Raw genomic sequence first — 12,945 nt, forward strand, 5'->3', positions numbered from 1 at the left:
CCTTTAAAAACCGGCCTCTGTTGTATTAGAAAGGCCAGTTTTCGATTGAATTCATTTATTTTATTGGTGAGATTCCATTGACAATTTGTGTTAGTGCTTCTTTAATTGGCGTAGCGGGACGGCCAATTAATTTTTCAAAGTCATTGCTCGCAATGGCCAATGTATTTTCGCGAATGCTTTTTTGAATGTCAACAAGCATAGGGAGTAGAAAATCTGGTAAGCCGGCAGCTTTCATAATTTCGGCATATGCGGCATCATCAACATGCTGGATAGGAACCTCTTTACCCAAAACAGTGCCAAGAACTGTTACAAGCTCTTCTTGAGTTACTAGCTGACCTGAAAGCTCGTAGATGGTGTTTTCATGTCCGTTGCCCGATAGGACAGCTGCCGCAGCTTCTGCATAATCTTGTTGAAGTGCCCATCCTACCTTGCCGTTTTCTGCTGACGTCACCCATGGAGCACCTGCCAGGACACCTTGAATGCTCGGGATTTCATTCTCCAAGTACCAGTTGTTGCGTAAAAAGGAGTAAGGAATCCCTGTTTTGATGATCGCTTCTTCTGTTGCCTTATGGGTTGGCGCGAATAGGTTCGTGCTTTCAGCTGCATTCACAAGGCTTGTATAGGCAATGAATTTCACCCTAGCACGCTCTGCAGCAGCCACCGCATTGGCATGTTGGCGAATTCTTGTTTCGTTGTCCCCATCCGCAGAAATGATGAATAAGCGATCAATACCTGCAAAAGCAGTATCTAATGTCTCGGGATGGTCAAAATCTCCTTGGCGAACTTCTACACCGCGTGCTTGCAAGCCTGCTGCTTTCTCGGGATTGCGAACACTGACAGCCAGTTGACTAGCGGGTACAGTTTTCAGCAATACCTCCACAATTTTTGATCCTAATTTTCCTGTTGCTCCTGTTACTAACATTTTCATTGAATGATTCCTCCCATATCATTTATTCATTGTAATCAACTTGCTTACATGTAACTATAATAGTTACAACTAGTGCTGTTTGTCAATGATTTTAAACTAGTTTGTGAAATGGATGAAGGAAAATACACTTGTAATAAAACGAATTACAAGTGTACTATAATGGTGTACTGATGTAAGGAAGGTGAGAGGGATGTCAATCAGCAGCCGCTTTGCTGTTGGAATTCATATATTAGCGCTTATTGCCATCAATAAAGGCGGAGTCAGTTCTTCAGAATTTATTGCAGGAAGTGTAAACACTAACCCAGCTGTGATTAGAAAAATTACCGGCATGCTTAAAAATGCGGGATTGGTAAACGTACGTCCGGGGATTGCCGGAGCGGAACTGGCTAAAGCGTTATCCGATATTACACTGCTTGATGTCTATAAGGCTGTAAATGTCGTTCAAGACAAAGAATTGTTTAGCATTCATGACAAGCCAAATCCTAATTGCCCTGTCGGCAGAAATATTCAAAATGCAATCGAACCGCTGTTTGCCGCTGCTCAGCTGGCGTTGGAGAAGGCGCTTGGAAATGTAACGATCGAAGACGTCGTAAAGGATATTATGGAAAAAGAAAAAGGAGTTCAATATGACAACAATGAAGAAAATCTCCCCTTTGTATGATCCGTGGGAACCCTACATGGATATCGAACAATACGGGAAAATGCAACTTAGCAATATTGAGTTTACGACGACGACACTGTGCAACATGCGCTGTGAGCATTGCGCCGTCGGATATACGCTTCAATCAAAGGATCCGGAAGCTTTGCCGATCGAGTTGCTATTGCGGCGGTTAGATGAAATCCCGAAGCTTCGTTCTTTAAGCATTACAGGTGGAGAGCCGATGCTTTCCCATTCCTCTGTGAAAAATTATGTGGTGCCTATTTTAAAGTATGCCCATGAGCGGGGCGTTCGGACTCAGCTCAATTCCAACTTAACTCTTGATTTAGGCCGTTACGAGCCAATCATTCCATATCTTGATGTCTTACATATCTCCCATAATTGGGGAACAGTGGACGAATTCGCTGAAGCAGGGTTTGCCAGGATGGAGCGGCAGCCGGAATACAATCAACGGATCAGCTATTTTAAAAGAATGGTAGAAAATAGCCGGGAATTGGTGAAGGCGGGTGTAATGGTATCCGCAGAGACGATGTTAAACAAGCGAACACTGCCTTATTTAGAAAAGATTCACCGTCAGATCGTTGACGAAATGCATTGCCAGAGACACGAGGTGCATCCGATGTACCCAAGCGATTTTGCAAGTAATTTAGAAACCTTGTCTCTTGACGAAATCAGGAGTGCCATTCATCATTTGCTCGATGTTCGTGATCAAAATGTCTGGATGCTGTTTGGAACGCTTCCGTTTTATGCATGCAGTGAAAACTCAGAAGATTTGCGGCTGTTGGAGAGGTTATACAAAAGTAGAAAGGTTACGGTGCGGAATGATCCGGATGGTCGCTCGCGGTTGAATGTCAACATTTTTACCGGCGAAATCATTGTCACGGATTTTGGCGATGTACCTTCGCTTGGAACTATTCAGACTTCACGCTTACAAGAGGCATATGAAACATGGAAAAATACAAAGGCTGCCCAAGAAGTAAGTTGCCATTGCCCGGCCGCTGCATGCTTAGGACCCAATCTATTAGTGAAGAACAGTTATTATCAAAATGAAGATTTTCCAATTAAGAAGGCGAAAATTACAAAGTTTTAGTCGATTTCTTAATGGCGGGTAAAGATAATCCGTCATTTTCATATTTATTTTTCGACCATTTAATGAAATCATACAGGGGCAAATCACAAATGGTTTTTATGATCTTTCTCCATTCGAAAAAACGGGTCTCACATGTGTTATAACAAATCAAAGGGGGCGAAATCAGCTAATTGCCATTGCCCATCCGTTACCTGCCTTAACTCGTATCTTTTGGTTAAAAATTGTTAGTATGAAGATGTGGATTTTTCCAATCTAGAGGTGGTGGGAGATAAGGTTGAATCAAACAGAAGCCGAAATTTCATATATTTGGAAATATGGTTGTTCCAGATGATGGAAATACGGATAAATGGGAAACATCCGTGGATAAAAAGAAGATTTCCGCGGATAAATAGATAAATTCCACGGATACGTCCGCAAAATCCACGGATAAATGGATAAATTTCGCGGATAAGCGGGAACCATCGGTGATGGGAGATAAGATTGAATCAAACAGAAGTTGAAATTTCATATATTTGGAAATGTGGTTGTTCCAGATGATGGAAATACGGATAAATGGGAAACATCCGTGGATAAAAAGAAGATTTCCGCGGATAAATAGATAAATTCCACGGAGACGTTCGCGAATTTCGCGGATAAATGGATAAATTTCGCGGATAAGCGGGAACCATCGGTGATGGGAGATAAGATTGAATCAAACAGAAGCCGAGATTTCATATATTTGGAAATGTGGTTGTTCCAGATGATGGAAATACGGATAAATGGGAAACATCCGTGGATAAAAAGAAGATTACCGCGGATAAATAGATAAATTCCACGGATACGTCCGCAAAATCCACGGATACGACCATTTTGGGTCCTCGTAACTAAAAATTACAAATCGTGCATACAAAATCCATATTTTTAATTATTTTTTAATATTCAAAATATTATTTCTGTGATATAGTATGAATAATAGAAAAATGGTTAGGGTGATAAGATGGAAACGTTGTATGATAAATTACCGGTAGAAGTCCTAGCTCAATTCTTTTTTTATATTAATAAAAACATTGATGATGGAATTTTAACAGAAGCAATGTATCATGAGGTTGATTTAATCGTAAAAGCATTAGAGAAACAGGGGAAAACGATTGGAGATCTCAATGTACCTCTTGGAGAATGTGTTAACATATAATTCTATTGTAAACGCTTTAAAATGGGTAGGAGACTGAATCATATAACGGTTCGGTTTTTTTCTTTTAGAAAAACTGAAACGGTAATGGACACAAAGGCGTAAATGGATTGAAATTCAACGTGAAATATATTTTTTGGGTAACTATCTCGAATTTGAGATAGTTTGTTGTTCAGAGAATCTGATTTATTGTTGGAACGGATAATGGAAAAAACGACAGAGCCGTATGTCGTGTGAATTAAATGCAACCCAATACTCGGTAAAAGAGCTAATCATTCTTAAGTTAGCTCTTTTTTAGTGGTGGTTTTCGGGTTTACAGAAATGTGTTTTTGGAAAAAGTTTTTATAAAAAGGTATTTACATTGAAGTCAAGGTATTCTAAAATAATTAGGAAATCCGATAGGGTTAGTGAGAAATATAAAAGGGGGACAAGTATGAAACTTTCAACGAAGATTACAGCAAGTTTGATCCTCGGTATTTTATTTGGAGCCATATTAAATGCGTTCTTTCCAAGTGTGGTTCCTGTTTTGGATAAATATGTTTTATTACCGGTGGGGAAAGGATTTTTAAGACTGATTCAATTTGTGGTGGTACCGATCGTATTTACTTCTCTGATTATGGGGTTTTCAGGAATCAAAAATACGGAAAAGGTTGGTCGACTGACTGGGAAACTGCTGTTTTTATATATCGCTACCAATTTTGTTGCCTTATTAATAGGCATTGCCACAGCTTTTGCCCTACAACCAGGCACAAGCGTTGGAGATGTGGGCAAATTAAGCAGCCAAAAAGCGCCAGCCAATCAAAGCATTATCGATTGGATTGTGTCGATTATTCCAACCAATCCTTTTGAGGCCTTTTCAATGGGCAATTTGTTGCAAATCATTTTCTCAGCAATACTGATCATTATTGGGATGCGCCTTGTGGGTGAAAAAGCAAATCCATTTCTATCTTTTATCCAAAGTTTTCATTTGATTATTGAAAAAATCATTTCTGTTGTTCTGAAACTCTCACCCATTGGCGTCTTTGCTTTAATCAGCTCGGTTATCGCAACTCAAGGATTTTCGCTAGTGCAAAAATTATTCCTGTATATTATTGGGTTACTTATCGCTTTACTAATGATGATCCTAGTTTATATTCTTTTACTTAGCATTTTAAAAATTTCTCCAAGGCGGTTTTGGAAAAGCTTTTACCCGTCGTTTAGCATCGCGTTTGGAACGGCAAGCTCAAATGCAGCGCTGCCAGTCGCAATCGAGAATGCGCGAAAAGATTTCAACATGAAAGAAGAGATTGCCAGCTTCGCGATTCCATTAGGAACTGCGTTAAAACGAGATGGGGCCGTTATTTTACAAGGGTTTAATGCTCTGTTTGTTGCACAGCTGTTTGGGGTTCATTTAACAGCCGCAATGGTTATTACGATTATGATTAGTGCGATTATTGTTTCTTTCAGCACGGCTGGTGTTCCCGGGGCTGGTATCATTATGATGACAACGGTTCTGACCGCTGCCGGACTGCCACTTGAAGGGATTGCTCTTGTCGCCGGCGTTGACCGTTTAACGGATGGATTTAGAACCCTGCTCAATGTCATTGGTAACATTGCAAATGCTGCGATATTAAATAAATGGGAAAAAGAATGAGCACGAAACCGATCCTTTCATGAGGGATCGGTTTCTTGTTGTGAAACTTATATTGTATATTGCCCCTTTTATAAGACAAGGAAAGGACATTCTAATAAAAAATTATGATGATATTCATTTTAATACTGTACAATTAAAATCCCGATTGTATTGATTTAAAGCGATTTATGCGTATTTTTACCCAAAAGAAGATGACGGAAAAGCCAATTCACCCTAAATCATATTCCCACTATCTCAGCAATATCATTAATAACAAAGCTTATGTAGGGGGCTTTCACTCTTCCTGTAAAGCTCATTTTGTAAGGCTGCTCTTTGTAGATCGCAATGCAAAAAAAGAGAATAAGTTCAAATGATGTGAAAGAAAGGGTGGGTATATGGCTAAAACAGGGAAAGCGGATTTTGTTAACGGATTTGTGCCGCATCATAATCATGGCTCAGTAGATTATACTTCAGTCGAAGCGGGGCATGTCCATCAATGCTTGGATGTCACTTCGCCGCCTATTCAAACGCAGGATCACAATCACATCCATTATACAGAGGGATATGTTCTTTTTGAAAATGGGCATACCCATTATTACAAGGCCTACTCGGGCCCGGCGATTCCGGTAGGTAATGGGATGCATGTTCATTATTATGATTTTTTTACAACGGAGGATGATGGCCACCGCCACCGCATTAAAGGTATTGATCAGCCGGCTCCGGGAAATCAATAGATTAACAAAAAATAACCAATCTATAGCACTAGATTGGTTATTTTTATAAAAATCCAGAGAAACTACATTGCCCCCAGTTTCATTCCCAAAAAAGCCAAAAGGATACCGAATGTGTAACTTGCGCCCAAATAGATGAATAGTGTTTTCCAATTTTTGTTTGCATGGAGTTGGATATTCTCCAGTTTAAAGGTTGAAAAGGTTGTGAAGGCGCCCATGAACCCTGTACCTAAGAGCAGCTGCCAAGATTGTTCGATCCCTTTTCCAATCATCAGCCCTAACAAAAAGGCTCCGATTAAATTGATAAGAAAGGTTGCAACTGGAAAAGTAAAAGAATAGCGGGTTTTAAACCAGTTGCTAATGGAAAAACGGGTAATGGCTCCAAAAAAACCCCCAATGGCAATAAGTAGCGTGTTGACCATCATTATGTATACTCCTTCTTATGAATTCACTGCATGCTTCTTTTTAAATAAGTAATCCCCGAGTTTGAAACCCATCCATGAGCAGAGTAATCCTCCCCACAGACTTATAAGCACATAGAAAATGGCTGTACTCCATTGAGAGGTTTGGAACAATTTCACCGTTTCAACACTAAAAGTAGAAAAAGTGGTGAAAGCTCCAATCAACCCTGTTCCCAACCCTGTTAGCAAATAAGGATGGAAAATTTTCAGCCGAGATAAATGCATCGTCAGCAAGCCGAGGAAAAAACTGCCCACTAAATTAGCGGTTAAGGTTGCTAACGGAAAGGCCTGGTGCCATACCATGTTAATTGAAACACCTAAGGAATAACGCAGCAAAGCACCGATCGCGCCAAAAAGGCCAACAATAAGATAAACCATACAATTCTTCACCCAATCCCAACAGAATGTAAAAAAAACAGACTCCTACCAGTTAAATCATTCTTCAACCGGTAGGAGTCATCAGCACTAAGGCGGTTATGGCGAACTCCATCGCCATTCAATTACCCCTATTATAACCAAAAATACTGTTATGCAAAATGTTTTCGAGCAGATTTTATGTATTTTTCAATTGTTAGGGAGCTTACCGAAGACGCTATTTATTAACATCGGTTTCATTTGCCTGTGTAGATAACGGATGATTTCTGCAGAAACTATCCAAAAAAATAATTGACAAATCCTATGAGTATAGTATGATTAATGCATCAGTTATAGTTCTGTTCAGTTAACTTCATACTCGCTGACTAGACAAACTAGAGGCGGTCTTCACTTTCTATGGTGGATGACTGTCTTTTTTATTAACCTTTGTGAGGTGGATTTTGGTGCAACTACAGGTAATGAACAGTCCGTTTAATCAGGAACAGGCAGAACTCCTGAACCAGTTGCTGTCAACATTGACAGAATCGCAAAAAGTTTGGTTGAGCGGCTTTTTGACTGCTTCCAGTCAAGGGATGGCTGCGGTGACAACGGGAGAACCTTCTTCCCAAAGGATCAGCCAGCCGGTTTCGAAAGAAATTACCATTCTTTATGGTTCGCAATCTGGCAACGCAAAAGGACTTGCGAACAAAACGGGCAAAACACTAGAGGAAAACGGATTTCAAGTCACAATTTCGGCCATGAGTGATTTTAAACCCAATCAGCTAAAAAAAATAAAAAATCTCCTTGTAATTGTGAGCACCCACGGTGAAGGGGAGCCGCCGGATAATGCAAAATCATTTTATGAATTTCTTCACAGCAAGCGGGCGCCAAAGCTTGATGGTCTGCAGTTTTCGGTTTTGGCTTTGGGCGACAGTTCCTATGAATTTTACTGCCAAACGGGTAAAGATGTTGATTCCAAACTTGAGGAACTTGGCGGAACCCGCCTATACGCGCGGTTTGACTGTGATGTTGACTTTGAAGAACCTGCTGCAGAATGGGTAGAAGGTGTCGTCGCCAGCTTAAAAACAGCGGAGGGCGGAGATTTTTCTCCTATTCAGGAAACGCAACTGCAGACGGCCGCTGAAACGGTTTACTCACGATCAAATCCATTTAAAGCCGAAGTACTGGAAAACCTCAATCTAAATGGCCGGGGCTCAAACAAAGAAACCCGTCACATTGAGTTATCACTTGAAGGCTCGGGTCTTGTGTATGAACCGGGGGATGCTCTTGGCATTTATCCGGAGAACGATCCCGAACTTGTTGAAGAGCTATTAAAAGAATTGACATGGGATCCACAAGAAACAGTAATGGTTAAACAAGGTGATGTTCGGTCGCTGAAAGAGGCGCTCACTTCTTATTATGAAATTACCGTTCTGACAAAACCGCTTTTAGAAAAGATTGCCGGTTTGTCAGTGAATGAAAAATTGCAGGAGCTTTTAGCACCAGGAAATGAAGAAACCGTAAAAGATTACCTTCACGGTCGCGATCTAGTCGACTTGGTTCGCAATTTCGGAGTGTGGGGTAATTCAGTCCAAGAATTTGTGTCGATTTTGCGGAAAATTCCGCCACGCCTTTATTCGATTGCAAGCAGTTTGACTGCAAATCCGGATGAAGTCCACTTGACAATCGGTGCCGTACGTTACCAAGCGCATGGTCGCGATCGAAAGGGAGTCTCGTCTTGTTTTTGTGCAGAAAGAGTGCAGCTTGGGGATCACGTATCTATTTTTATCCAGCCAAATGAAAACTTTAAGCTGCCGACCAACCCTGACACGCCGGTTATTATGATTGGACCGGGTACGGGTGTTGCCCCATTCCGGTCATTTATGCAGGAGCGGGAGGAAACTGGAGCAAAAGGTAAAGCATGGATGTTCTTTGGCGATCAGCATTTCAGAACAGACTTTCTTTATCAGACCGAGTGGCAAAAATGGCTGAAAAACGGTGTTCTGACAAAAATGGATGTTGCCTTTTCACGCGATACAGAGAAGAAAGTGTATGTTCAGCACCGCATGCTCGAACACAGGAAAGAATTGTTTGCCTGGCTTGAAGAAGGTGCAACTGTTTATCTTTGCGGTGATGAAAAAAACATGGCACATGATGTTCATCATGCGCTCCTTGAGATTATTGAAACAGAAGGCAAACTGAACCGTGAAAATGCGGAAGCCTATCTGGCAGAAATGAAGCGGCAAAAACGTTATCAGCGCGATGTTTATTGATTAGGATTGAAAGGAGATTTTTTCAACATGGCAAGTAAAATTTTAAAAGCGCCAGACGGCAAGCCAAGTGATGTAGAGCGCATTAAAGCGGAAAGTAATTTTTTGCGCGGCACGCTTAAAGAAGTCATGCTGGATCGGCTTAGCTCCGGAATTCCTGATGATGATAACCGCTTAATGAAATTCCACGGAAGTTATTTACAGGATGATCGCGATCTTCGCAATGAACGCGAAAAACAAAAGCTCGAGCCGGCCTATCAGTTTATGCTGCGGGTAAGGCTTCCGGGCGGAGTGGCGACACCAGAACAATGGCTTGTAATGGATCAAGTTTCAGATAAATATGCGAACGGGACGTTAAAAATCACCACCCGTCAAACATGGCAAATGCATGGAATTTTGAAGTGGAATATGAAAAATACCATCCAGGAAATCCATTCAACCTTGTTGGATACGATTGCGGCATGCGGTGACGTAAACCGAAACGTGTTATGCAGCGCGAATCCGTATCAATCGGAAATCCATTCGGAAGTGTATGAATGGGCGAAGCAATTGAGCAATGATTTGTTGCCAAAAACAAGAGCGTATCATGAAATTTGGCTGGATGAGGAAAAAGTTGCCGGTACACCGGAGAGCGATGAAGTGGAACCAATGTATGGACCGCTTTATTTGCCAAGAAAATTTAAAATTGGCATTGCGGTTCCGCCATTGAATGATATCGATGTTTTTTCACAAGATCTTGGCTTTATTGCCATTGTTGAAAAGGGCAAACTGGTTGGATTTAATGTGGTAATTGGCGGGGGGATGGGCAGCTCCCATGGTGATAAAGCAACCTATCCACAGCTGGCGAAAGTGATTGGATTTTGTACGCCTGAGCAGCTGTATGAGGTATCGGAAAAGACGATTACGATTCAGCGTGATTACGGGAACCGTTCAGTAAGAAAAAATGCGCGGTTTAAGTATACCATTGACCGGCTTGGCCTCGAAACGGTCAAGGAAGAATTGGAAAGCCGTCTTGGCTGGAAGTTGGGTGAAGCGAAGCCTTATCATTTCGAACGCAATGGCGATCGTTACGGTTGGGTAAAAGGCATTCAAGGAAAATGGCATTTTACCTTGTTTATTCAAAATGGCCGTGTTGCCGATTTCCCTGATTACAAGTTAAAAACAGGTTTACGCGAAATTGCCAACATTCATAAAGGTGAATTTCGCTTGACAACCAATCAAAATTTGATTATTGCCAATGTCTCAAGCCGGAAAAAGAAAGAGATTGACACGCTCATTCAACAATATGGTTTAACGGATGGAAAGCATTATTCAGCACTCCGCCGCAGTTCAATGGCTTGTGTTGCCCTGCCAACATGCGGTCTTGCGATGGCGGAAAGTGAACGCTATTTGCCAGAACTACTGGATAAAGTTGAAACCATCCTCGATGAAAATGGTCTTCGAGACGAAGAAATCACGATCCGGATGACCGGATGCCCGAACGGATGCGCCCGGCCAGGTCTTGGGGAAATCGCCTTTATGGGCAAGGCCGTTGGAAAATACAATATGTATCTCGGCGCTGCTTTTGATGGAAGCCGTTTAAATAAAATGTACCGTGAAAACATCGGTGAAGAAGAAATTTTAAATGAATTGCGCATGCTGTTATCCCGTTATGCAAAAGAACGGGAAGAAGGTGAGCACTTCGGTGATTTTGTCATTCGTGCCGGAATTGTAAAGGCAACGACTGACGGAACCAATTTCCATGATTAAATCTTCGTGATTCTGTAGTTGAATTGAATACCATTGCTGACTAGACAAACTAGAGGCAGTCTTCTCCTTATCGGCGGAAGGCTGCCTTTTTTATTAAAGGAGGCTTTGTGGATGGCCAAAATAACGTATGACAATTGGAGTCCTTCCGAGACTTTCCCGATCGATGATGAAACAAAAGGCGCCAGGAAAGTTTTAGAATGGGCCTATCAAAATTATCCTGAACAGGAGATCGTCTACGCATCCAGTTTTGGAGCGGAAGCAATCGTGTTGATTGATTTAATCCACCAAATCAACCCAGATGCGCATATTGTTTTTTTAGACACCGATTTGCACTTTCTCGAAACCTATGAAGTTCTTGACAAAATTGAAGCACGCTTTCCAACACTGAAAATCGAGCGAAAAAAGCCAAAGCTCAGTTTAGATGAACAAGCAGCCGAATATGGATCTGCCTTATGGAAAAGAGATCCAAACCTTTGCTGCCAAATCAGAAAAGTGCTTCCGCTAAGAGAAGTCCTCACGACAAAAGAAGCATGGATTTCCGGACTGCGCAGAGAACAATCACTGACACGGAAAAACACCGAGTTTGTTAACAAGGATGAAAAATTCAACAATATTAAAATCTGTCCGTTAATTCACTGGACATGGGAGGAAGTGTGGTCCTACATCCGGGACAAAGACCTCCCCTATAACAAGCTTCACGATCAACACTACCCAAGCATCGGCTGCTTCCCATGTACACAGCCTACAGAAGTTGATGGGGACTCTCGCGCTGGAAGATGGGCCGGCAGCGGCAAAACGGAGTGTGGATTGCACGTGAAATAAAGGAGGCCATTATGCTACTTACCGTCATTGCGATTTCGATCGGAGTTCTATTTGCGATGAATATTGGAGCCAGCGGGGCTGCCGCTTCGATGGGAATCGCCTATGGTTCCGGGACTTTAACAAAACGAACGGCATTGTGCCTGTCAGGGATCGCCGTCTTTCTTGGAGCCTATTTTGGCGGTGGAGAAGTGGTAGATACCATCGGAAGCGGAATTGTTCCAGGCAGCACGTTTACAGTTGCCATTGCCTTGATTGTGTTAGCTGCTGCTACTTTATCGTTGCTGCTGGCCAATCTTTTCGGTATCCCCCTTTCGACAAGCGAAGTGGCGGTTGGCTCCGTAGTGGGCGCAGGTGTTGTCTATCAATCCGTTTATGTCGGGAAGCTGGCATGGATCGCGCTGTTTTGGCTGTTTACACCCTTTGTTGCTTTTGTGATTGCGGTTATTGCTGCAACTCTTTTAAAAACAAAGCCGATCCACCAGTGGATGCAGCAGAAGAAAATCCGGCCAATATTCGCCATACTTGTTGTGATCATGGGCAGTTTTGAAGCGTTTTCCGGCGGAATGAACAATGTCGCCAATGCGGTTGGCCCGCTTGTTGCAGCTGGAATCATTGGAAAAGACCAGGGAATCTTTGGCGGTGGTTTGGCCATTGCCCTAGGTGCTATTCTCTTCGGCCATCGAGTCATTGAAACAAACGGGAAAAAAATCACTGATCTCCGATTGGAAGAAGGCTGTGTCCTCTCCGGTACAGGAGCAGGAATTGTGATGATTGCTTCCTTGTTGGGCATTCCTGTTCCGCTCACGCAAATCACAACCTCTTCAATCATTGGAATGGGATTTGTGAAACAAGGAATCGCGGTGGTCAAAAAGGATATTGTAGTGAAATTGCTAACCGTTTGGATTGTTTCGCCTGTTTTATCAATGGTGCTTTCATACACAATTATTCAATTGGTCATTGTGAAAAATATTTATCCGGTTATTGCGATGGCAGGCGTCATGATCTCCGTTTTGGGCGTGCTGTTCCTAGTAAAAAAAACGGACGGTAGAGCGACACCGCTTTCGATGAAAGAAGAACTAAAACTGATAAAGAAAGGTTGATG

At 42.1% G+C, this 12,945-nt stretch carries 12 protein-coding genes and 1 riboswitch; of the genes, 9 read left to right on the forward strand and 3 right to left on the reverse strand.

The annotated features are described in order from the left end of the window. Positions 1–55: 55 nt before the first annotated feature. Positions 56–928, reverse strand: coding sequence for an SDR family oxidoreductase (locus ACQYAD_RS14640; RefSeq protein WP_430239282.1), 873 nt, complete (start codon positions 926–928; stop codon positions 56–58). A gap of 190 nt (positions 929–1,118) precedes the next feature. Between ACQYAD_RS14640 and ACQYAD_RS14645 the strand changes: the two genes are divergently transcribed. From ACQYAD_RS14645 to ACQYAD_RS14665, 5 genes are all read left to right on the forward strand, one after another. Then, positions 1,119–1,589 carry an Rrf2 family transcriptional regulator gene (locus ACQYAD_RS14645; RefSeq protein WP_430239285.1) on the forward strand — a complete coding sequence of 157 codons (471 nt, stop codon included), beginning with the start codon at positions 1,119–1,121 and terminating at the stop codon, positions 1,587–1,589. Further along, the gene (yfkAB, locus tag ACQYAD_RS14650) at positions 1,555–2,676 is read left to right on the forward strand and encodes a radical SAM/CxCxxxxC motif protein YfkAB (RefSeq protein ID WP_430239287.1); all 1,122 of its coding nucleotides are present in this window, start codon (positions 1,555–1,557) and stop codon (positions 2,674–2,676) included. Before ACQYAD_RS14645 ends, yfkAB begins: the two co-directional genes overlap by 35 nt. Positions 2,677–3,652: 976 nt before the next feature. Continuing rightward, positions 3,653–3,847 carry a hypothetical protein gene (locus ACQYAD_RS14655; RefSeq protein WP_430239289.1) on the forward strand — a complete coding sequence of 65 codons (195 nt, stop codon included), beginning with the start codon at positions 3,653–3,655 and terminating at the stop codon, positions 3,845–3,847. 430 nt (positions 3,848–4,277) lie between these two features. Further along, positions 4,278–5,477: a dicarboxylate/amino acid:cation symporter gene (locus ACQYAD_RS14660; protein ID WP_430239291.1), complete on the forward strand. Its 1,200-nt coding sequence runs from the start codon at positions 4,278–4,280 to the stop codon at positions 5,475–5,477. A 374-nt stretch (positions 5,478–5,851) separates the two neighbouring features. Next, positions 5,852–6,190: a YmaF family protein gene (locus tag ACQYAD_RS14665; protein ID WP_430239293.1), complete on the forward strand. Its 339-nt coding sequence runs from the start codon at positions 5,852–5,854 to the stop codon at positions 6,188–6,190. Positions 6,191–6,252: 62 nt separating this feature from the next. Here the strand turns inward: ACQYAD_RS14665 and crcB (ACQYAD_RS14670) are convergent, their stop codons facing one another. Next, positions 6,253–6,609 carry a fluoride efflux transporter CrcB gene (gene crcB / locus ACQYAD_RS14670; protein ID WP_430239406.1) on the reverse strand — a complete coding sequence of 119 codons (357 nt, stop codon included), beginning with the start codon at positions 6,607–6,609 and terminating at the stop codon, positions 6,253–6,255. Positions 6,610–6,627: 18 nt separating this feature from the next. Then, positions 6,628–7,026 (reverse strand): fluoride efflux transporter CrcB, encoded by a 399-nt coding sequence (crcB, locus tag ACQYAD_RS14675; RefSeq protein ID WP_430239296.1) that lies wholly within the window; start codon positions 7,024–7,026, stop codon positions 6,628–6,630. A gap of 65 nt (positions 7,027–7,091) precedes the next feature. Continuing rightward, positions 7,092–7,151, reverse strand: a riboswitch (Fluoride riboswitch). Positions 7,152–7,466: 315 nt separating this feature from the next. Here crcB (ACQYAD_RS14675) and ACQYAD_RS14680 point away from each other — a divergent pair. The 4 genes from ACQYAD_RS14680 to ACQYAD_RS14695 all read left to right on the forward strand — a co-directional run bounded on the left by ACQYAD_RS14680 (position 7,467) and on the right by ACQYAD_RS14695 (position 12,943). Then, the gene (locus ACQYAD_RS14680) at positions 7,467–9,275 is read left to right on the forward strand and encodes an assimilatory sulfite reductase (NADPH) flavoprotein subunit (protein WP_430239299.1); all 1,809 of its coding nucleotides are present in this window, start codon (positions 7,467–7,469) and stop codon (positions 9,273–9,275) included. 27 nt (positions 9,276–9,302) lie between these two features. Then, positions 9,303–11,021: an assimilatory sulfite reductase (NADPH) hemoprotein subunit gene (gene cysI / locus ACQYAD_RS14685; protein WP_430239301.1), complete on the forward strand. Its 1,719-nt coding sequence runs from the start codon at positions 9,303–9,305 to the stop codon at positions 11,019–11,021. A gap of 105 nt (positions 11,022–11,126) precedes the next feature. Next, positions 11,127–11,843: a phosphoadenylyl-sulfate reductase gene (locus ACQYAD_RS14690; RefSeq protein WP_430239303.1), complete on the forward strand. Its 717-nt coding sequence runs from the start codon at positions 11,127–11,129 to the stop codon at positions 11,841–11,843. Between the two features lie 11 nt (positions 11,844–11,854). Further along, on the forward strand, positions 11,855–12,943 hold the full coding sequence (locus tag ACQYAD_RS14695; RefSeq protein ID WP_430239305.1) for an inorganic phosphate transporter: 1,089 nt from the start codon (positions 11,855–11,857) through the stop codon (positions 12,941–12,943). Positions 12,944–12,945 lie beyond the last annotated feature (2 nt).

Source organism: Neobacillus sp. SM06, assembly GCF_050496765.1.
GTDB lineage: Bacteria > Bacillota > Bacilli > Bacillales > Cytobacillaceae > JAEVLT01.